Origin of the sequence: Flavobacterium celericrescens (assembly GCF_011392075.1) — a bacterium.
In the GTDB taxonomy this organism is placed as follows: domain Bacteria; phylum Bacteroidota; class Bacteroidia; order Flavobacteriales; family Flavobacteriaceae; genus Flavobacterium; species Flavobacterium celericrescens.
This window is the reverse complement of record NZ_JAAJBV010000004.1, coordinates 1-20,873: the sequence shown is the minus strand read 5'-3', so window position 1 is coordinate 20,873 and position 20,873 is coordinate 1. Positions and strand designations below refer to the sequence as shown.

At 31.9% G+C, this 20,873-nt stretch carries 20 protein-coding genes; 9 read left to right on the top strand and 11 right to left on the bottom strand.

Annotation, left to right across the window (positions count from 1 at the left end; genetic code table 11):
• Positions 1-6 precede the first annotated feature (6 nt).
• Positions 7-141 (top strand): hypothetical protein, encoded by a 135-nt coding sequence (locus G4L40_RS13085; RefSeq protein ID WP_262886060.1) that lies wholly within the window; start codon positions 7-9, stop codon positions 139-141.
• Between the two features lie 54 nt (positions 142-195).
• Here the strand turns inward: G4L40_RS13085 and clpX are convergent, their stop codons facing one another.
• The 8 genes from clpX to G4L40_RS06455 all read right to left on the bottom strand — a co-directional run bounded on the left by clpX (position 196) and on the right by G4L40_RS06455 (position 8,620).
• Positions 196-1,428 (bottom strand): ATP-dependent Clp protease ATP-binding subunit ClpX, encoded by a 1,233-nt coding sequence (gene clpX, locus G4L40_RS06490; RefSeq protein ID WP_166236398.1) that lies wholly within the window; start codon positions 1,426-1,428, stop codon positions 196-198.
• Positions 1,429-1,500: 72 nt separating this feature from the next.
• Positions 1,501-2,157 (bottom strand): ATP-dependent Clp endopeptidase proteolytic subunit ClpP, encoded by a 657-nt coding sequence (gene clpP, locus G4L40_RS06485; protein WP_166236397.1) that lies wholly within the window; start codon positions 2,155-2,157, stop codon positions 1,501-1,503.
• 161 nt (positions 2,158-2,318) lie between these two features.
• Positions 2,319-3,644, bottom strand: a complete 1,326-nt coding sequence (gene tig, locus G4L40_RS06480) for a trigger factor (protein ID WP_166236396.1) — start codon at positions 3,642-3,644, stop codon at positions 2,319-2,321.
• A gap of 101 nt (positions 3,645-3,745) precedes the next feature.
• A complete protein-coding gene (locus tag G4L40_RS06475; protein ID WP_166236395.1) occupies positions 3,746-4,090 on the bottom strand; it encodes a phage holin family protein in 345 nt (114 codons plus the stop codon).
• A gap of 78 nt (positions 4,091-4,168) precedes the next feature.
• Positions 4,169-5,749, bottom strand: coding sequence for an SGNH/GDSL hydrolase family protein (locus G4L40_RS06470; protein WP_166236394.1), 1,581 nt, complete (start codon positions 5,747-5,749; stop codon positions 4,169-4,171).
• 19 nt (positions 5,750-5,768) lie between these two features.
• On the bottom strand, positions 5,769-7,019 hold the full coding sequence (locus tag G4L40_RS06465; RefSeq protein WP_207785341.1) for an OmpP1/FadL family transporter: 1,251 nt from the start codon (positions 7,017-7,019) through the stop codon (positions 5,769-5,771).
• A 122-nt stretch (positions 7,020-7,141) separates the two neighbouring features.
• A complete protein-coding gene (locus G4L40_RS06460; RefSeq protein WP_166236393.1) occupies positions 7,142-7,903 on the bottom strand; it encodes an alpha/beta fold hydrolase in 762 nt (253 codons plus the stop codon).
• Between the two features lie 3 nt (positions 7,904-7,906).
• A complete protein-coding gene (locus G4L40_RS06455) occupies positions 7,907-8,620 on the bottom strand; it encodes a pyridoxine 5'-phosphate synthase (RefSeq protein ID WP_166236392.1) in 714 nt (237 codons plus the stop codon).
• 95 nt (positions 8,621-8,715) lie between these two features.
• On the opposite strand from G4L40_RS06455, the gene G4L40_RS06450 reads away from it, so the two are divergent.
• The 8 genes from G4L40_RS06450 to murI all read left to right on the top strand — a co-directional run bounded on the left by G4L40_RS06450 (position 8,716) and on the right by murI (position 16,952).
• Complete coding sequence (locus G4L40_RS06450; RefSeq protein ID WP_166236391.1) at positions 8,716-9,375, top strand: CBS domain-containing protein; 660 nt, start codon at positions 8,716-8,718, stop codon at positions 9,373-9,375.
• A gap of 9 nt (positions 9,376-9,384) precedes the next feature.
• Positions 9,385-10,269: an NAD kinase gene (locus tag G4L40_RS06445; RefSeq protein WP_166236390.1), complete on the top strand. Its 885-nt coding sequence runs from the start codon at positions 9,385-9,387 to the stop codon at positions 10,267-10,269.
• Between the two features lie 121 nt (positions 10,270-10,390).
• On the top strand, positions 10,391-11,074 hold the full coding sequence (gene porG / locus G4L40_RS06440; RefSeq protein ID WP_166236389.1) for a type IX secretion system protein PorG: 684 nt from the start codon (positions 10,391-10,393) through the stop codon (positions 11,072-11,074).
• A 1-nt stretch (position 11,075) separates the two neighbouring features.
• Positions 11,076-11,819: an isoprenyl transferase gene (locus G4L40_RS06435; protein WP_166236388.1), complete on the top strand. Its 744-nt coding sequence runs from the start codon at positions 11,076-11,078 to the stop codon at positions 11,817-11,819.
• Entirely contained in the window at positions 11,749-14,442 is a 2,694-nt protein-coding gene (gene bamA / locus G4L40_RS06430; RefSeq protein ID WP_166236387.1) for an outer membrane protein assembly factor BamA, read from the top strand. The genes G4L40_RS06435 and bamA overlap by 71 nt, the downstream gene beginning before the upstream one ends.
• Before the next feature lie 114 nt (positions 14,443-14,556).
• Positions 14,557-15,570 carry an OmpH family outer membrane protein gene (locus G4L40_RS06425; protein ID WP_166236386.1) on the top strand — a complete coding sequence of 338 codons (1,014 nt, stop codon included), beginning with the start codon at positions 14,557-14,559 and terminating at the stop codon, positions 15,568-15,570.
• Between the two features lie 25 nt (positions 15,571-15,595).
• Positions 15,596-16,099, top strand: coding sequence for an OmpH family outer membrane protein (locus tag G4L40_RS06420; RefSeq protein ID WP_166236385.1), 504 nt, complete (start codon positions 15,596-15,598; stop codon positions 16,097-16,099).
• Positions 16,100-16,172: 73 nt separating this feature from the next.
• Positions 16,173-16,952, top strand: coding sequence for a glutamate racemase (gene murI / locus G4L40_RS06415; RefSeq protein ID WP_166236384.1), 780 nt, complete (start codon positions 16,173-16,175; stop codon positions 16,950-16,952).
• A 2-nt stretch (positions 16,953-16,954) separates the two neighbouring features.
• Here the strand turns inward: murI and G4L40_RS06410 are convergent, their stop codons facing one another.
• The 3 genes from G4L40_RS06410 to G4L40_RS06400 all read right to left on the bottom strand — a co-directional run.
• Positions 16,955-17,473: a gamma carbonic anhydrase family protein gene (locus G4L40_RS06410; RefSeq protein ID WP_166236383.1), complete on the bottom strand. Its 519-nt coding sequence runs from the start codon at positions 17,471-17,473 to the stop codon at positions 16,955-16,957.
• A 59-nt stretch (positions 17,474-17,532) separates the two neighbouring features.
• The gene (locus tag G4L40_RS06405; protein WP_166236382.1) at positions 17,533-18,534 is read right to left on the bottom strand and encodes a PorP/SprF family type IX secretion system membrane protein; all 1,002 of its coding nucleotides are present in this window, start codon (positions 18,532-18,534) and stop codon (positions 17,533-17,535) included.
• A 162-nt stretch (positions 18,535-18,696) separates the two neighbouring features.
• Positions 18,697-20,873, bottom strand: a 2,177-nt coding sequence (locus G4L40_RS06400) for a PKD-like domain-containing protein (protein ID WP_166236381.1), incomplete at its 5' end; no start/stop codon positions are given.

The window sequence follows — 20,873 nt, the reverse complement described above, 5'->3', positions numbered from 1 at the left end:
ACAAAAATGAAAAAATTCTCTCTAGTTTTAGCCGTTGCAACTGTATTATTATTAACCTCATGTTCTGGAGGTTGGAGTTGTCAAAAAAGATATGTTCACGCTAAACAAGTAAAAACACTCGAGCAAAAGAAAAATGCTTAAATATAAAAAGGTCGCCAATTGGTGACCTTTTTATTTATATGAATATTGTAATAACTAAGAAACTGCTTTTAAGCGTTGTAATAAATTTTTACTTAAGCTACTTTCGGCATATTCTTTCGTTACTTGTAAATGCTTCTCTTCAGAACTAGGCAATTCATACATTGCATCTGTTAAAATAGCCTCACATAACGAACGTAAACCTCTTGCTCCTAATTTGTATTCTAAAGCTTTTTCAACAATATAATTTAAAGCCTCTTCTTCAACATCAAGAGTTACCTCATCCATTTCAAACAATTTTTTATATTGCTTAATTAAGGCGTTTTTAGGCTCTGTTAAAATTGCTCTTAATGTTTCTGCATCCAAAGGATCCATGTGTGTTAGAACTGGTAAACGCCCAATAATTTCTGGTATTAATCCAAAATCTTTTACGTCTTTTGGAATTAAATATTGCAACAAATTATCTTTATCAATTTGGTCAGTTCCGATAGATGAACTATAACCCACTGCTTGTCTATTCAAACGTTTTGAAATGATTCTTTCAATTCCGTCAAAAGCACCACCTGCGATAAATAAGATATTTTGAGTATTTACCTCAACAAATTTTTGGTCGGGATGTTTTCTTCCTCCTTTTGGTGGCACGTTTACAACCGTTCCTTCTAATAATTTCAGCAAAGCTTGTTGTACTCCTTCTCCCGAAACATCACGAGTTATCGATGGATTATCGCTTTTACGAGCAATTTTATCTATTTCGTCAATAAATACAATTCCTCTTTCAGCTTTAGCTACATCATAATCGGCAGCTTGTAGTAAACGTGTCAAAATACTTTCAACATCTTCTCCTACATAACCCGCTTCGGTTAAAACAGTTGCATCCACAATAGCCAAAGGAACATTCAACATCTTAGCAATAGTTTTTGCTACTAATGTTTTACCTGTTCCGGTTTGCCCTACCATTAAGATGTTACTTTTTTCAATCTCAACTTCGTCTTCTAATTGAACTTGCATCAAACGTTTGTAGTGATTGTATACTGCTACACTCATTACTTTTTTCGTTTGCTCTTGTCCAATAACATAATCATCTAAAAACGCACGAATTTCTTTTGGTTTTAAAAGAACCAAATCGGCAACCAAGTTGGAATTACCTGATTGTTTTAATTCTTCTAACACAATTCCGTGAGCTTGTTCGATACACTTGTCGCAAATATGCGCATTAATCCCTGCAATTAATAAATTGGTTTCAGGCTTTTTCCTTCCGCAGAATGAACACTCTAATACTTCTTTAGCCATTTTTTAGTGATTAGTGAAAAGTGATTAGTAAGTAGCTTTTCACTATTTACTAATCACTAATTACTTTTTAAATTATCTTGTTAAAACTTCATCAATCATTCCATACTCTTTTGCTTCGGCAGCAATCATCCAATAATCTCTTTCGCTGTCTTTGTAAACTTTATCGTAAGGTTGTTTTGAATGTTGTGAAATGATTTGATATAATTCTTCTTTTAATTTCAACATTTCTTTCAAGTTGATTTCCATATCTGTTGCTACTCCTTGTGCACCTCCAGATGGTTGGTGAATCATAACTCTTGAATGTGGTAATGCCGAACGTTTTCCTTCTGCCCCAGCACATAATAAAACCGCTCCCATTGAAGCCGCCATTCCTGTACAAATTGTAGCTACATCAGGCTTTACGAATTGCATGGTATCATAAATTCCTAATCCTGCATACACACTTCCTCCAGGCGAATTGATATAAATACTGATGTCTTTAGAAGCATCAACACTTTCTAAAAATAACAATTGTGCTTGAATTATGTTGGCTACATAATCATCAACTCCTGTTCCTAAGAAAATGATTCTATCCATCATTAAACGAGAGAAAACATCCATTGAAGCTACATTCATTTGGCGTTCTTCGATGATATAAGGAGTCATACTTCCTACTATTTTATCATAATATAAGCTGTTTACTCCGTGATGCTTAGTCGCATATTTTTTAAATTCTTTTCCGTAGTTCATATTTTTTTGTTTAAATGTTTAAGTGTTTAAAAGTTTAAATGGATTGAACTAAAAAACAGTATAATTTTAAAAGGTTATCTTTATTTATGAAACTAAATGTCTTCAATAAAAAAGCGCCAAAACTAGTTTGACGCTCAAAGATAATTATTTTTTGTGAGAAATTATTCTCCGTACATTTCTTTGATAAATTGCTCGTAATTTACTTCTTTTGATTTAGCTTTTACTTTTTCTTTGTAAAGACCTAACATTTTTTCGCTCATTACTTGCTCTGATAAACGTTTTACCTCATCTTGGTTTGACATTACACGAGCAACAATTCCATTAATTTCATCTTCTGATGGATTTAATTGACCAAATTGTGCCATTTGTTTTTTGATTAACTCAGCTGTATGTGCTTTTAAATCTTCAAAAGTGATTTGCAAATTATTCTCAGCCATTACTTTGCCTTCGATTAATTGAAAACGCAATCCTTTTTCTGCTTTAGCAAATTCTTCTTCAGCTTGCTCATCAGTAAGAGGCGTTTCAGTTACTGTTTTAATCCATTTTTTTAAGAATGTTTCTGGCAAATCAAATTTTGTGCTTTCTATTAAGAAATCAGTCACATCATTTAAGAATTTTTGATCAGCTTGCTGTGCAAATTGCGCTTCAGCATCTTCTTTAATTTTTGCTTTTAAATCTTCTACTGAAGCAATAACTCCAGGTCCGAATAATTTATCAAATAATTCTTGATTTAATTCAGCTTTTTCTACTGCGTTGATTTCTTCAATTGTAAAATCAACTGTGATATCTAATCCATGAACATCATCATGAGCTACTTTCAAATAATCCATTAATTTATGATCGTCGTCAAACAACCCTTTTGTTCCAACAGCAACTACATCACCTACTTTTTTACCTACAAATGATTTAGCCACTTTTTTATCTGCAAAAATATCTAATGCAAAATTTGCTGGTGCATTAATTCCTTTTTCTTCATTTGTAAAAGTTCCTCTAACTTCATAGTCCGCTTTTACTTCAGCTTGAGAAATTAATTTCCCGTATTGTTTTTGAATACGTTCTACTTGATCATTCAACATTTTATCATCAGCAATAACATTGAATTTAATAACATTGTTTTTTGCCGTTAAGTCAACTGAAAATTGAGGAGCTAAACCTAATTCAAACTCAAAAGATAAATTTTCATTGTCCCAATTGAAATCTTCTGTCATTTTTGGAAGTGGATTTCCAAGAATATCTAATTTTTCTGTGGTTAAATAATCATTTAAAGAAGCTTGTAAAATTTTATTTACTTCGTCTAACAAAACAGCTTTTCCATATTGTTTTTGAATTAAACTCATTGGAACTGCTCCTTTTCTAAATCCAGAAATAGCTGCATTTTTTCTATAATCTGCTAATACTTTTTCTACTTTATCCGAATAATCTTCTTTTGTAATTGCTATTGTAATAATAGCGTTTAATGCATCAACTTGTGCTTTTGTAATGTTCATTATCTCTTTATTTAAATACCATAAAAATTGGGTTGCAAAATTATAGAATTTTTACAACCCAAACAAGTTTTTAATTTATTGAAATTCAATTCGCTATAAAATTAATCTTTACTAACAAATATTTTGTTCAATATTGATTGACTGATTGATAATAATACGCTGAAAATTAAGGCTGTCAAAAACCCATTTACATGAAATTCTGCAATAAAATAATCACAAATTAAAATAATTGCCGCATTTATTACTAGTAGAAATAATCCTAAAGTAATTAATGTTACTGGAATAGTAAGAAAAACTAAAATAGGCTTTAAAAAAGTATTTAAAAACCCTAATACTACTGCAACCAATAATGCCGAAGTTATATTGTCAACATCCACACCTGGTAAAAAGTAAGCTAAAGCAAATACTATAATAGTACTGATTAATAATTTGATTATAAAATTCATCTGTTTTTATTTATAGATTTAAAATTACAAAAAAAGGCACCAAAAATGATGCCTTTCTTATTAAAATATGATTTATTTTTAATTTGAACCTACTATGTTAATTCCAGGGAAATTATTTACATAATGTAAAGGTAAGTTCGCGTTGTAATGTTCGTTAATTACTTTGATAATTTCATTTGCAATTACAGCATATCCACGAGCGTTTGGATGAACACCATCTAAAGAAAATAATACTTTGTTTTCAGTTGCAACACCACTAAAATAATTGGCAGTATAGATTTGACCTGTCTCAATTTGTAAACCACTTACTAATTGATTCATAATTGCGTTCATATCAGCAACCGCTAAATTATTAGCTGAAGCAATAGAAACAATAGTACTATTAAAAGCTGCTGTAGCACTTGCAACTTTAGCTTTTTCATTAGCCGTTAAAACCCATTTGTTAGCCATTGGGTAAGAAACTCCATTGATATTAATTAAAGTAGATGGAGCAGAAGCATTTGGAGTACCAATTACTGAAGATGCAGGTAAAACAACTAAATCAGCTGCTGTAGCTTGACGTGCTTTTCCAAAAACAGCTCCAAAAGCAGCTGCTGTTGGAGCACCTAATGTTGGTGTTAATGCTCCAGTAATTTGAGCCGATCTATCTGTAGCATCAGCGTCATAAATTAATATTGGATTTGCTGAAGTAGCTGATAATGGATTTATACGATTTGGCTCACCATAAGCAGTAAAAATACCATCTAAAGGCCCATATAACTGTGCATTTAATGCGTTAATATTTGTTGAACCACCTAAAGCTGTTGGCGATAATGGCGCATAAGGAACAGTAGTAAAATATGGAATTGATGTTACACTAGGAATTGTACATACTACACCTTTAGCACCATTTGATGTTAAAGTAGTGATTATTTGATTATAAACATTCGCATATACATTTGAGTTAGTAATGTCATTACCTCCATAAGTTGTTGGATTCAAATTTCCTGTTGCATTGTGATCATCTGCTGGAGTCATTCCGTCAGATTTTGCACCACCGTTAGTAGCATAAGCTAAAACATCATTAGCACCAATCCAATTGGTAAAGAAAGTTGGGTTTTTTGTCATTGCATCACCTAGAACAGTAGCTGTTGGAGAAGTTGCATGTCTAACAAAATATGGATTAGCTTGCCCTAATGCAACTCCAGCCACGTTACCATAACCAGAAGCTAATAAATGGAACGATTTAGCCCCAGGAACTCCCATGTTATTATAAGCAGTAGCTTGTAAATTTGAAACTTCAATTGTAGAAGTCCCTGCAATATTTTCTGGTCGACTTTGTGAAGCATCAATAACTAAACGTGTTGTTCCTATTGGCATTCCTCCCAACATTAATCCTCCTAAATTATTAACATCATCCGCATATGATGGTTGAGTAAATGCTCCTCCACCAACTAATGCAAATTGTTGTGCTAATAAATTTGGGTAAGAATTTATTTGACTCCCTCTTGAAACGGTACCATCCATATAACCAGCAGTTAATGAATTTCCAATAGCAACATAGCTTGTAAAATCGGCATCACCTGCTGTATAATTTGCATCTACTGCATTTTCAAATTCTGGCTCACATGATGCAAAACCAGCCGCTATAATAGCTAAATATATAAATTTATTTTTCATCTTTCTTTTTTATTAAAAATTAGAAACCATATGTAATACCAATACCTGGAGAGAATACAACTGATTTATAAGTTCCTCCAAAATCAGGATTAGGTTGTCCTGAAATAGGATCTGTTGAATAGTTGTATGAATTATCAATCTCGTCAAAGTGTAAATACAAGAATGAGAAATCAACTCCTAATTTACTATTCACTTGATATGTTAAACCTCCTGTATATCCCATAGAATCATTTCTAGGTGTTTCTGGTGCAAAGTATCCATCTTGAACTGGACTTTCATCAAAATACATACCTGCTCTGAAAGTAAATTTGTCATTTGCTTTATATTGCGTACCAAATCTATAAGTACTTGAGTTTTGATAGTTTCTTGGATTTAAAGATTCTGTTCCATTAGCAAATTTAACATCTAAAGCTTTGTAAACGCTCCACATTGTTCTATTATAATCAAATGCAACTAACCATTTATTTGTTACTTCATATGACAACCCAACAGTCAATTCTGCTGGCAATGGCAAATCAGCATCAAATTTAGTGTTTGCAAGAGGGTTAAAAGAAGGAGTGTCATTATATGTTGCATCACCATCTCTAGCCTCCATAATAATTTCTGAACGGTAATTCATCCCCAATCTTAATTTATCTGTTGGATTAAACATGAACCCTGCAGTATATCCCCATGCAGTAATTCCTTTTGCATCTAAAGTAACATCTGTTGGATTACCTTCAGAATCAGAAAGCAATGGATTCATAGATAAATTTCTGTTGAAGTTTACAGCTCCTGTTGCATAGATTGGTCCACCGCCAATACTAAAGTGCTCACCAACTCTAATAGAGATAGATGGTTGTACAAAAATAGCTTGTAAATCAATATTATTTACTAAATGTGCTCCTTCCCAGTCTTGATCCCATTCTACAGAACTTCCATATGGTGTATAAACTGCTAAACCTGCCGTAAACCAATCGTTGATTTTGTATGTTGCATAAACACTAAATGGAGTTCCCATGTTTTCTGTTGAAGCTTCCCAATTGTATTGCGAATTTTGGAATTTAGTTTTTGCAAACAATGCATTACCACCTACAGACAAATTAAATTTTTTATCTAAATAAGCCATACCAGCTGGGTTGAAAAACGCAACTTCAGCACTATTTACTACAGCAACACCTGTGTGTCCCATAGCCAATTGTTTTTGACCTTGAATACTAACTCGATATCCTCCTGCAAATGCAGTTGAGCCAGCTAAAGCCAATAATGTTAAAGAAAGTAATTTTCTCATAATGTAATTAGTGTTAGTTTTTTTCTGAATTTATAAAAATCAATAGTTCAAAATTAAGACAAAATATGAATTTTACAATTTTTTTAACTAAAAAATTATGCGTGCATAATTTTTTAGCATTTTTATTTCATAAATCGCATTACATGCTCATAAAAATCTTTTGGGTTTTCGGCATGCAACCAATGACCTGCATTTTTAATCGTATGAATTTCAGCTGTAGGGAAATGATGATAAATTGTTTCAAAATCATTGTCTAAAATATAATCCGATTTATCACCTCTCAAAAACAAGGTCGGTTTTAAAAATTGATTATCAAAAGGAAGTGCCGTTCCAATAGTTTCAATTTTTTCATTAAAAACGTTTAAATTGAATCTAAAAGCTAATTGCTCAGGCGTTTTCCAATATAAATTTTTTAATAAAAATTGACGTGTACCAAAATCTTTAATGTATTTTGACAATTCTTCTTCAACATCACCTCGGCTTGGTTTTTTAGAAAAATCAATTGCATTTAATCCTGCTAAAATAGTTTGGTGATGCGGAGCGTAATATTTTGGCCCTATATCGGCCACTATTAATTTAGAAACCAATTCTGGATAGGTAGTTGCTAACAGCATAGCTACTTTTCCTCCCATAGAATGCCCTAGTATTGCACAACTTGTTAGTTGATGATAATTGCAATATTGCTTAACATCTTCTACCATAACTTCATAACTAAATTCATCCGCATGAAAACTTTTTCCATGATTTCGCAAGTCTATTGCATGTATTTGAAAACCTTGTAATGCAAATTGTGACCCAAGTGATTTCCAATTGTCAGACATTCCTAAAAAACCATGAATAATTATCATTGGCTTTCCTTCTCCTTCTATTCTTGAATGCAACATGTTTTACTTTAATTTTTGAAGATACATATTCACTACGTTTTCTAATCCTAAATATAAAGATTCAGATATCAAAGCATGGCCAATTGAGACTTCTAATAAATTAGGAATGTTTTCCTTGAAAAATTTGATATTATCTAAACTCAAATCATGTCCGGCATTTATTCCAAGCTCTAACTCATTAGCTTTAATAGCTGCTTTTATAAAAGGTTCGATTCCTTTTTCATTACCTAAACCATATTCGTGAGCATACGATTCTGTGTATAACTCGATACGTTCTGTACCAGTTTCTTTTGCTCCTTCAATCATTTTTTCATCTGCATCTACAAAAATAGAAGTTCGGATTCCGTTTCTTTGAAATTCTTGAATTACTTCTGTCAAATATGATTTATGTGTTATTGTATCCCAACCTGCATTAGATGTCAAAGCTCCAATAGCATCAGGAACCAGCGTAACTTGTGTTGGCTTACATTCCAAAACTAAATCAATAAAATTATGTTGTGGATTTCCTTCTATATTATATTCTGTATAAACAATTGATTTTAAATCACGAGCGTCTTGATAACGAATATGACGTTCATCAGGGCGCGGATGAATTGTGATTCCTTGTGCTCCAAATTGCTGAATATCTTTTGCAACCTTTAATAAATCAGGCACATTTCCACCTCTTGAATTACGTAAAGTTGCTATTTTATTAATATTAACCGATAATTTTGTCATGTGTTCTATTTTATTTTAGCAAAAATACAAAGTATAAATTAGGTAACATGTGGTATTTTTTGATTATTTTGCGGTTGAATTAGACACCAATCAAAATGAATAGTTTAGACAGCTACATTAATAACGAGATAAAACCCATAAAACATACTGATTCTATTGCGGAAGCACAAGATGTTTTTGCAGATTTTCCATACACTCACTTCCCAGTAACAGAAGATGGTATTTATATTGGATGCGTAAGCAAAGAAGCCATTGAATTTCTAAATCCTGACGCTATTATTAACGATAGTAGATTTCATTTTGAACGATTTTTCGTTCGATCTACAATGATTTGGCTTGATGTTTTGGAAGTTTTTGCTAAAAATGAAGCAAATTTATTGCCTGTTTTAGACGAAAAAAATAATTATTTAGGCTATTATGAATTAGAAGATGTTATTCGATTTTTGCATGAAACTCCATTTTTAAAAGAAGAAGGCGGGATTATTATCGTAGAAAAAGAAGTAGATAAATTTTCAATGAGTCAAGTTACACAAATCATAGAAAGTAACAATGCAAAAATCTTAGGATTATTTATTTCTAACATAGCAAATAACAAAGTTGAAATTACCGTAAAAATTAGTCAAAGTGGCTTGAATGATATTATTCAAACATTTAGAAGATATGAATATGAAATTATTTCTGAACATCAAGAAGATTCCTATTTGAATAGCCTAAAAGAGCGTTCAGACTACTTAGACAAATATCTTAACATATAAAAGAGAAATATGAAAATAGCTATTTTCGGACAATATTATCAAAACAACACTGCTGAAATTGTTACAAAAGTTGTTCAATTTTTAGAAGCTAAATCTATTTCAATTGCTTTTGAAAATTCGTTTTTAAAAATATTACAAGAAAAAAACATTATCACAAATGAGTATCCAAGTTATTCAAATTATACTGAACTCGATAGCGATTTTGAAGCATTAATAAGCATTGGTGGCGATGGAACCATCTTAAAAGCAGCCACCTTTATAAGAGATAAGAACATTCCAATCATAGGGATTAATGCTGGAAGATTAGGGTTTTTAGCAACCGTTCAATTTGAAAATATTGAAACATTATTACAAAAAGTATTAATTAAAGATTATATCATTTCAAAAAGAAGTTTGTTAAGTGTAAAAACAAATCCAGAATATCAAAATTTCAAAGATTTAGACTTCGCATTAAACGAAGTTACAGTAGCCCGAAAAGATACCACTTCGATGATAACAATTGAAACCTCATTAAATGGTGAATATTTAACTTCTTATTGGGCAGATGGCTTGATTGTTTCAACACCAACAGGTTCAACAGGCTATTCATTAAGTTGTGGCGGTCCAGTTTTAACACCAGAAGTTGCTAGTTTTGTGGTTACACCAATGGCACCTCATAACTTAAATGCACGACCATTGGTAATTACTGATGACACAGAAATTGAATTAAAAATTTCTGGAAGAGAAGAACAATTTCTAATTTCATTAGATTCAAGGATCGCGGCGGTTTCCAAAGAAACAACTGTCTACATCAGAAAAGCGCCGTTCACAATTTCAATCATAGAATTCAAAGAAGAAACTTTTTTAAATACAATTAGAAAAAAACTACTTTGGGGAGCCGATAAAAGAAATTAATGATTCTACATATCAATTTCTGATTTTTAGCGTTTTAAAAATTCAACAAGATGTAACAAAAAAATCCTTTATAATAGGGTTAAGAAGTCAATATTGTTATATTTGCAAACTATTTCAAAAAATGAGACGCTTTTTAATTTACATAAGCTTGATTTTCTGCACCTTGAATGCCTACTCACAAATCAATGAGTTAGGTGTTTTTGTAGGTGGAATTAATTATATTGGTGATGTGGGTCCAACGGATTATATAGCGCCAAATGAGCCAGCAATTGGAATAATTTATAAATGGAATAGAAGCGCGCGTCATGCTTGGCGATTTTCCTATTACCAAGGAAGTTTAAAATCAAAAGATATTGACAGCGATGTTCCAAGTAGAAATTTAAGAGGAAATTCATTTGAAAATCAAATTAAAGAATTTTCTGCTGGAATGGAATTCAATTTTATGGATTTTGATTTGCATGATGGTAAAAAGAAGGTAACTCCTTATGTTTTTACTGGAGTGAATTATTTCATTTATGATGAGATATATATTTTAAATAACGAAAGTGAAAAAGATTATCAAAGCAGCACGTTTGCAATTCCAATGATAGTTGGTGTAAAAGCACGTTTGTTTAATAATTTCATATTGGGAGCAGAAATTGGAGCCCGTTATACTTTTACAGATAATTTAGACGGGAGTAATCCTGAAAATGATAATTTTGAAACCTTGCGTTTTGGCAATTTAGATAGTAAAGATTGGTATGTGTTTACAGGTTTAACACTAACATATACCTTTGGTCAAAACCCATGTTTTTGCGCAGAATAAAATGGAATTAGTACAACAAATAAATACAGCAACTTTGCCTCAACATTTAGCCATTATTATGGATGGAAATGGTAGATGGGCAAAACAAAAAGGTCTTTTACGTGCTTTAGGTCATGAAAGTGGCACTAAATCCGTGAGAACAACTGTAGAATCTTGTGCTAAACTTGGTGTCAAAAACCTTACCCTTTATGCGTTTTCAACCGAAAATTGGAATCGTCCAAAATTAGAAGTTGATACACTAATGAAGCTTTTAATTTCCTCTTTAAAGAAAGAAATTAAAACTTTACAATCAAATAACATCAAATTGAACGCAATAGGAAATTTAACAAATTTACCCTCTAACGTTCAAAAAGAATTACAAGAAGTAATTCAAAAAACTGCCGAAAACACTCGAATGACACTTACTTTAGCCCTTAGTTATGGTGCTAGAGAAGAACTAATTCAAGCTGTTAAAAAAATCAGTAACAAAGTTAAAAATAATATAATTTCTGAAGAGGCTATTGACGAATCAATTATTAATCAGCATCTTTACACACACAATTTACCCGATGTAGATTTAGTAATAAGAACAAGTGGCGAACATAGAATAAGTAATTTCCTATTATGGCAAATAGCTTATGCCGAGTTTTATTTTACAGATGTGCTTTGGCCAGATTTTTCAGAAGACCATTTATATGAAGCAATTATTAGTTATCAGAAAAGAGAACGCCGATTTGGAAAAACAAGCGAACAAATTATACCGTAAAAAAATGTTTAAAAAAGGATTACAACTACTTTCAATTTTTATTTTAATAAATAGCAGTTCAATTTTTGCTCAAGAGACCAAATTGGAGAGCGGAAAAGAATACATACTAGCCAAAATTGATGTTACTGGAAAAATTAGCTATAACGAGCAAACTGTAACTACTTTTACTGGTCTTGAAAAAGGACAATCAATTATGGTTCCTGGAGAGGATATCAGTGCGGCTATAAAAAAATTATGGAAGTTAGGTTTGTTTTCGGACGTTAATTTTTATGTGAATAAAATTGAAGGAGATAGTATCTTTTTAGAATTAAACATCAATGAACTTCCAAAACTGGGTGATGTTAAAATCCAAGGTGTAAAAAAAGGAAAAGCCGAAGAATTAATCAAAGAGGCCGACCTTAAAAAAGGGAAAATTGTTAATGAAAATTTATTAACTACGACTAAAAACTATTTCGAAAATAAATATAGAAAAGATGGTTATTATAATACAAAAGTAGCCATAAGTACGGTTCAAGATTCTGCTTTTTCTGATGTAAAAATGGTTGTAAATATTGACAAAGGTGATAAAGTAAAGGTTAAGAGTATTGATTTTGATGGTAATTCTCAAATTACTGATGCTTCGCTTAAAAAAACATTTAAAAATACTAAACAACGTAATCCTATTAGAATCTTCAAAAAATCTAAATACATTAAAGACAAATACAAAGAAGATTTAGTTGCTGTAATAGACAAATACAAAGAAAAAGGATATAGAGATGCGCGAATTCTATCAGATTCAGTTACCTATGACAAGAATAGCAATACTATTGCAATTAAAGTTAAATTAGAAGAAGGTAGAAAATACTATTTTGGAGATATTCGTTATTTAGGGAATACCGTATACACAGACCGTCAATTAAATGCACTTTTAGGAATCAAAAAAGGAGATGTTTACAACGGAACCATTTTACAAAAAAGAATTGCAGACCAGTCAAAACCAGACGGAGAAGATATTACTAATTTATACCAAAACAACGGATATTTATTTTCAAACATCAATCCAGTTGAAGTTAGAACAGTTAACGACACTATTGATTTTGAAATCAGAATTACAGAAGGTCCAATTGCTTATTTTAATAAAATTACCGTTGTTGGAAATGACAAAACAAATGACCACGTAATTTACAGAGAATTAAGAACAAAACCAGGTCAAAAATATAGCAAAGAAGATTTAATCCGCTCTATTCGTGAAATCGGACAATTAGGATTCTTCGATCCTGAAGCAATTAAACCTGATTTTAAAAATGTTGACCCTCAAGCTGGAACAGTTGATATAGAATATAAAGTTGTTGAAAAAGGAGCTAGTCAAATTGAACTTCAAGGAGGTTATGGCGGTGGTGGTTTCATTGGAACTTTAGGATTATCTTTTAATAACTTCTCAGCTAAAAATATATTTAAGAAAGATGCCTACAAACCACTTCCAATGGGTGATGGACAAAAAATGTCCCTACGTTTACAAGGAAGTTCTTATTTTCAAACCTATAGTTTATCTTTTTCTGAACCATGGTTTGGCGGTAAAAAACCTATAAGTTTTTCAACATCATTATCACACAGTAAACAATTCTTATACAACTACTCAACAAGAGATGTAACTAGAGATCAAAGTTTCAATATCACTTCATTATCTGTTGGTATTGCAAAACGTTTAACAGTGCCAGATGATTATTTTGTATTATCTCAAGCAGTTTCATTCCAATATTATGACTTAAATAATTACAACACTGGGTTATTTACTTTCGGGAATGGTGCATCAAGAAATTTAGCATACACGATAGGTTTATCTAGAAACAGTAAAGGGATTAACCCAATTTACCCAACTCAGGGTTCTGAATTTAGTATTTCTGGAAAATTCACTTTACCATACTCTTTGTTTAATGGAATTGATTATGGAAATTTAAAAAATCTTGACGAATACAAAACAAGAGCTACTGAAGATGGTTTTGCTCCAGATGGAAGTAACTACCCTGCAGGCACTTACTTAGGCGAAGATGGTTATCCAGTTACAGATCCAGCTGATGCAGCTGTAGACCAAGCAAAAGTTGACCAAAAGAAATACAACTGGTTAGAATATTATAAAATCAAATTCAAAGCAGACTGGTATACTCGCGTTTATGACAAATTAGTCCTTCGTTCATTAGGAGAATTTGGATATATGGGAGCGTATAACAACGACAGAGGATTGGTTCCATTTGAGCGTTTTTATTTAGGAGGTGATGGATTAGCAAACTATTCATTAGATGGTAGAGAAACTATTCAATTAAGAGGATATCCAAACAATTCATTATCATCAACTGATGGTGGAACGGTATATAACAAATTCTCATTAGAATTACGTTACCCAATTACACTAAATCAATCTGCTTCAATTTATGCCTTAAGTTTCTTAGAAGCTGGAGCAGCATTTGACGAATTTAAAGATTACAATCCGTTCAAATTACAACGTTCTGCCGGAGTTGGATTACGTGTATTCATGCCTGCTTTTGGTTTATTAGGTATAGATTTTGCGCATGGATTTGATGCAATTCCTGGTGAAACAGTTAAAAGTGGCTGGCAAACACACTTTATCATTGGACAACAATTTTAAAGATAGTTAATAGTTTTTTATTAAATTCGTAAAAATATTTTGATATTTGTTACGTTTGAAAAGTATCAAGTATTTCACTTGGTACTTTATTCATAAAAAACAACACATTTATATATGAAAAGAATACTCTTATTTATTGCTTTTATTTCAATTTTTGCCAATGCTCAAACCGCAAGAGGTGTGAAAATTGGCTATATTGATATGGAATATATTTTAGAAAAAGTTCCAGATTATGCAGATGCAATCAACCAATTAGAGCAAAAAGCTCAAAAATGGAAGCAAGAAATTGAAACCAAAAGAAATGAATTAAACACCTTAAAAGAAAACTTAAAAACAGAACGTGTTCTTTTAACCAAAGAACTAATAGAAGAACGCGAAGAAGAAATTGCATACTTCGAGAAAGAACTTTTAGATTATCAAGAAAAACGTTTTGGTCCAAAAGGTGATTTAATCATACAAAAATCTGTCTTAGTAAAACCAATTCAAGATCAAATTTTTACTATTGTACAAGATGTAGCTGAGCAAAGAAAATATGATTTTATATTTGACAAATCATCCGATTTAACGATGTTATTTGCAGCTCAAAAATATGACATCAGTGATTATGTTGTAAAAAAATTAACTTCTTCTCAAAAAAGAGAAGAAATGAGTAAAAAGCAATTAAAAGCTTTAGAAGCAAAAGAAGCTTTAGAAGAATCAATTGAAGATAATCCAGCGGTTGCAGAAAGACAAAAGATATTAGACGATAAAAAAGCCGCTAGAGAAAAACTAATTGAAGAAAGACAAAAAGCTATCGCAGATAAAAAAGCAGTAGCAGCAGAAAAACGCCAAAAAATGCTTGATGAACGCGAAGCAAAAAAAAATGGCACAGTAATTGAAAAAGAATCTACAGAAGATCAGAACAAAACAACAACTCCAGATTCAGATAAAGATAAAACAACTGAAAATGGTAACGTAGAAAAAAAACTAACTCCTGAAGAAACAAGACAAAAAGCAATTGACGACAGAAATAAAAAAATAGAAGAGCGTAAAAAAGCTTTAGAAGAAAAAAAGAAAAAATTAGCCGCAGATAAAGAAGCTGCAAAAAAAGCTAAGGAAGAAAAAACAGAAACAGAGAAAAAAGAATAATTAACACCTAAATTAAAATCAAAAAATGAAACAATTAAAATCATTAGTAATCGCAGTTGTACTTTTTATAGGAGCTCAAGCTTCAGCACAAACTAAAGTAGCTCATATTGATGTTCAAGCATTAATGACTTCTATGCCAGATATGAAAACTGCTCAAGAACAATTGAAGAAAATTCAAGAAACTTATGACAAAGATTACAAAAATATGGTAACAGAATACCAAACTAAATTGCAAAAATATGAACAAGAATCTGCTACTGCTGGTGATGCATTAAATGAAACACGTTCAAAAGAAATGCAAGATATGGGTGCTCGTATTCAACAATTCCAACAAACAGCTCAAAAAGAATTAGGTCAAAAAGAATTAGACTTAATCAAACCTATCATGGAAAAAGCACAAGCTGCGGTGAAAAAAGTAGCTAAAGCAAAAGGAATCAATTATGTATTAGATTCAACAACTGGTAGTGGAGTTATTGTTGCTGATGGACCAGATTTATTAGCTGATGTTAAAAAAGAATTAGGTTTCTAATTAATTCAAATAGTAACTATAAAAACTGCTCAATCTAACGTTAGATTGAGCAGTTTTTTTTATTTTTGTTTTAATGAAAAACACAAATCCAATAGGTTTATTTGATTCTGGTATAGGGGGAACTTCAATTTGGAAAGAAGTTCACGCCTTGTTACCTCATGAAAACACCATTTACTTAGCTGATAGTAAAAATGCTCCTTATGGATTAAAATCGAAAGAAGAAATCATTTCCTTAAGTTGCAAAAACACAGAATTTCTTTTGGAACAAAATTGCAAACTTATAGTTGTAGCTTGCAATACAGCAACAACAAATGCAATTAAAGAATTAAGATCAAAGTATGACATTCCATTCATAGGTATTGAGCCCGCAATCAAACCTGCAGCAATTCAAAGCAAAACACATACAATAGGAATTCTTGCAACAAAAGGCACATTGAACAGTGAATTGTTTCATAAAAACGTATCAAACCATCCAGATGTCAAAATAATTGAACAAATAGGACATGGATTAGTTCAACTAATAGAGAATGGTGATATTAATACTCCAGAAATGAGAGAATTATTAGAAAGTTATTTATATCCAATGGTTGAAAAAAATATTGATTATTTAGTACTTGGATGCAGTCATTATCCATATTTAATTCCAGAAATTAAAAAAATAATTCCATCAAGCATTAAGATTATTGATTCAGGAGAAGCAGTTGCAAAACAAACCAAAAAGATACTAGAAGAACATAATCTCATGAATGATTCAAAAGAACTGTCTTCTCAACTATTTTACACCAATAGCAATCCAAAAGTTTTAGAGAACATTCTAAATAATAAAGAAAAAGTATTTTTTAAGGCTTTTTAAAACTATTCTTCCGTTTTAAACCAACTCGAATACATTACATAATTATTGGATATTCTTTCGATTTCGCCAGCAAAATCACTTTGGTCAATATCTTTAACTTTTTTTGCAGGAACACCAGCATAAATACACCCAGATTCAACGACAGTATTTTGAGTAATTACTGAACCTGCTGCAACTATCGAATTACTTTCAATAATACAATTATCCATAACTATCGCTCCCATACCAATTAAAACATTATCTTTAATTGTACAACCATGAACGATTGCATTATGACCAATTGAAACATTATTACCAATAACCGTCGGATGTTTTTGATAAGTACAATGAATTACTGCTCCATCTTGAATATTAACCTTATTCCCTATAGAAATGGAATTTACATCGCCTCTAACCACTGCATTAAACCATACACTACAGTTTGCTCCAAAAACAACATCACCAACAATAGTTACATTTTCAGCGACATAACAATCTTGAGGAATTTGTGGATACTTTCCGTTTACTTCTTTTATTAACATAATCACTTTTAAAAAAAATGTCCCGATAAATCGGGACACAAATATACTATTTTATAAATTTAATTTACAGCAGGACAATTACAATCCCACTCTTTATCTTTACAGAATACATTGATTCCTAAGGTAATTTGATGAAAACCACCATCATCAAATTTAACATCACCCATTATATGAGAATAAGTATATGAAAACATAAATTTGTCATAATTTAAACCTATAATTGGAGTTACCCATTGTAATTTTTGTTCTTCTAAACCACTTCCACTTACATATTGAGCTCCATCAAAACTTCTTCTGTATGACAATCCACCCCATAATTTTCCAAATTCTAACTCTTTATATACTTTCAAATTTAAGTCAATAGCTTTTTCTTTAGTTTCAGAAGTATATTGAAACATAAATGAAGGCTCAAACAATAAATTACTATCATCTCCAAAAACAGCACCAGCACTCCATAAATACTTACTCAAATTATCCGACTCAAATCCTTCTGAATACAGCTCTCTTCTTTGACTAGCCAAAAAATTCTTAATTGTAAAATGAGTAAAGAAATCCATATAGTGATAAGAAACTCCTAAATCAACATTAAAATATGAATCTTTTTGAATTACCCCTGGAACAATTACAGGATCAAAACCCGTAAATTCAGAACCATCCAATGTACTTTGAACAAAAGCAGCACTTAAACCAAAAGACAATTGATTCAAATCCAATGTTCCTCTAGAAAATCTCAAATGATGAGCATAAGTTAACTTTCCTCCTCTTTGCGAATGATAACCATTTTTATCATTAAAAAGAATCATCCCTACTCCTGATGTTCCATCTTCATCTAAAGATGTATTAAAACTTAAAGTTTGTAAAGCTGGCGCATCTTCTTGACCGAACCATTGTTGGCGACCTGTAAGTCTAATTTTACCACAATTTGAAGCTCCAGCCATAGATGGGTGGATTAAATAATAATTATCTGATAAGTAATCAGAATAAACTGCAACACCCTCTTGCGAGTAAGTAAATTGTGCTACTAAAAATGCTAAAATAAAATAACTCTTTTTAAAATTCATCGTAGGTTTATCGTTTTAATGAAAATGCGATTTATTGTTTTAATATACAACTTTTTAAAAAATCATTATTGCGGTTTTACAACCACAATAATGATTTTTAAGCTTATTGGTCAAAGATATAAATTTTTGTGTTTCAAATACATCTTTATTCCTAAATATTCTTTATCTTTTTAATGAAAAATGCGCTTTAAACTGTTTTGCAGCACCATTTTCCGTATAGTCAATTGTAAACCAGTAATCTGTTGATGGTAATTGTTGGTTGTTAAATGTTCCATCCCAACCATCACTGCCTATTGATGGGCTGATTTGTTTGATTAATTTTCCGTATCTATCAAAAATGTACAGCTTCGCATCTGCTTGGTCCATACCCACAATATTCCATGTGTCATTTTCTCCATCTCCATTTGGTGTAAAATATTTTGGATAATCAATCACCAATACTGTTTGTGTGATAAATGTACATCCTTCTGTGTCTACCACTGTTACAGTATGTGTTCCTGCACTTACTCCTGTAAATACATTTGATGGTTGTAATGCACCTTCATCCAGTTGATACAATAAAGTACCTGTTCCTCCTGCTACAGCAACTGTAATAGTCGCATTATCTGTAAAGGCATTGGTTACTGTTGTTGTAAATGAATCTGCTGGATAAACAAAACCAACCGTCGCAAATTCTTCCGCTGAAACACACGTAGTAGTTGTGTTTGTTACAATTACTGAATAAACCCCTACTTCATCTGCAATATGTGTTGGTCCGTTTGCTGCTGGAATCAACACACCATCTAAATACCAATCAAAGCTATAACCTATTGCTGATAATCCTGTGTCTAATGTATAAGTTTGATATACTTCTCCTGTAGCTTGTACGATACACAATGTACCATCTTCCAATACTGGTTGCGGTAATGGATTTACATTTACTGTAATGTCAATTGGTGAACCATAACAACCATTTAATACTGGAACTACTGAATAAACTACTGTTCCTCCTAATACTGATGTTAAGGTTTGACCAATATTTGAACCTGTGCCATCACTTGCTCCAGAAACGTTTGTTGCAACTACAATCCACTCAAAGTCTGTTCCTGGTATTGAAGCACTTAAATTAATATTGGTAGTTTCTCCACTACAAATTGTAATTGGTGAAATTGTTCCAAAGAATTCCGGACGTGGTTTAACATCTATTTGTACTGTTACAGAAGCGCCTGTACAACCATTTAAACTTGGTGTAATGGTATAAACTACATTTCCTCCTACTGATGGATTACTTGTTGTTAATACTTGATCAATACTTGAACCCGTACCATTACTTGCTCCATTTACTCCTGTTGAAACCACCGTCCATGTGTAAGTTACTCCCGAAATAGCACTTGTCATATCAACATGAGCTGTATCTCCTGAACAAATCTCAGTACTTGTTGCTACTGCTACAACATCTGGAATTGGGTTTACTGTAATTTCTATTTGTTGAGAATCTCCTGCACATCCACTTGTGAAAAATGGTGTTACATTATAAGTAACCGTACCAATATTCAATGGATTAGTTAAATCTAACAATTGATTAATCGTGTTTCCTGTTCCACTTACTACCTGAGTACCATCTAAATTATAAGATATAACATTCCAACTAAAAGTAGTTCCTGGTACTGTACTTGTTAATGTTAATGCAGTTGTATCTCCATCACAATAAGTCGCATTTCCTGAAATGATTACATCTGGTTTTGGAGAAACATCAACCTGAACTGTGATTGGCGCACCTACACATCCATTAGCTGTTGGCGTAATCGTATAAATAACATTTCCATAAGCACCTCCTACTGTGGTAAGTGTTTGGCTAATATTATTTCCTGAACCAGCACTTGCTCCCGTAACATTTGTTTGTGTTACTGTCCATGAATAAGTAGTATTCGTTACTGTACTATTTAAAGCAATATTTGTTGTCGAAGCAGAACAAATAGTATCCGATGATGGTGTTGCTGTTACAACTGGTGGTTGATTCACTGTTATTGTTACACTTCCACTTGCGGTGTTGTTACAAACTGGTGTTGTTGCACTTGCTACACTTACTAAATTATATGTCGAGTTTGCTGTCAATACCGGTGTAATTACACTCGCATTTCCTGTTGCGTCTAATAAAATAGTTTGGTTCGCTCCTGAATCAACTGTATAGGTTATCGTTGCATTTGGCGTTCCTGTGAAACTAACCACAGTAGTTGCGCCTGAACAAATTGTTGTTGCTCCTGATATAGCAGCTGTTGGTAATGGTAATACCGTAACTACTGCACTTCCTGATGCGGTGTTAGTACAAGCTGGTGTTGTTGTTGCTGTTACACTTACTA

Excerpts from the sequence above, each read along its gene's own strand:
- clpP (WP_166236397.1), bottom strand. The coding sequence starts at position 2,157 with ATGAACTACGGAAAAGAATTTAAAAAATATGCGACTAAGCATCACGGA.
- tig (WP_166236396.1), bottom strand. The coding sequence starts at position 3,644 with ATGAACATTACAAAAGCACAAGTTGATGCATTAAACGCTATTATTACA.
- G4L40_RS06420 (WP_166236385.1), top strand. The coding sequence starts at position 15,596 with ATGAAACAATTAAAATCATTAGTAATCGCAGTTGTACTTTTTATAGGA.
- G4L40_RS06475 (WP_166236395.1), bottom strand. The coding sequence starts at position 4,090 with ATGAATTTTATAATCAAATTATTAATCAGTACTATTATAGTATTTGCT.
- G4L40_RS06445 (WP_166236390.1), top strand. The coding sequence starts at position 9,385 with ATGAAAATAGCTATTTTCGGACAATATTATCAAAACAACACTGCTGAA.
- G4L40_RS06465 (WP_207785341.1), bottom strand. The coding sequence starts at position 7,019 with ATGAGAAAATTACTTTCTTTAACATTATTGGCTTTAGCTGGCTCAACT.
- G4L40_RS06410 (WP_166236383.1), bottom strand. The coding sequence starts at position 17,473 with ATGTTAATAAAAGAAGTAAACGGAAAGTATCCACAAATTCCTCAAGAT.
- G4L40_RS06405 (WP_166236382.1), bottom strand. The coding sequence starts at position 18,534 with ATGAATTTTAAAAAGAGTTATTTTATTTTAGCATTTTTAGTAGCACAA.
- murI (WP_166236384.1), top strand. The coding sequence starts at position 16,173 with ATGAAAAACACAAATCCAATAGGTTTATTTGATTCTGGTATAGGGGGA.
- bamA (WP_166236387.1), top strand. The coding sequence starts at position 11,749 with ATGAAGCAATTATTAGTTATCAGAAAAGAGAACGCCGATTTGGAAAAA.
- clpX (WP_166236398.1), bottom strand. The coding sequence starts at position 1,428 with ATGGCTAAAGAAGTATTAGAGTGTTCATTCTGCGGAAGGAAAAAGCCT.
- G4L40_RS06470 (WP_166236394.1), bottom strand. The coding sequence starts at position 5,749 with ATGAAAAATAAATTTATATATTTAGCTATTATAGCGGCTGGTTTTGCA.
- G4L40_RS06455 (WP_166236392.1), bottom strand. The coding sequence starts at position 8,620 with ATGACAAAATTATCGGTTAATATTAATAAAATAGCAACTTTACGTAAT.
- G4L40_RS06425 (WP_166236386.1), top strand. The coding sequence starts at position 14,557 with ATGAAAAGAATACTCTTATTTATTGCTTTTATTTCAATTTTTGCCAAT.
- G4L40_RS06460 (WP_166236393.1), bottom strand. The coding sequence starts at position 7,903 with ATGTTGCATTCAAGAATAGAAGGAGAAGGAAAGCCAATGATAATTATT.
- G4L40_RS06450 (WP_166236391.1), top strand. The coding sequence starts at position 8,716 with ATGAATAGTTTAGACAGCTACATTAATAACGAGATAAAACCCATAAAA.
- porG (WP_166236389.1), top strand. The coding sequence starts at position 10,391 with ATGAGACGCTTTTTAATTTACATAAGCTTGATTTTCTGCACCTTGAAT.
- G4L40_RS13085 (WP_262886060.1), top strand. The coding sequence starts at position 7 with ATGAAAAAATTCTCTCTAGTTTTAGCCGTTGCAACTGTATTATTATTA.
- G4L40_RS06435 (WP_166236388.1), top strand. The coding sequence starts at position 11,076 with ATGGAATTAGTACAACAAATAAATACAGCAACTTTGCCTCAACATTTA.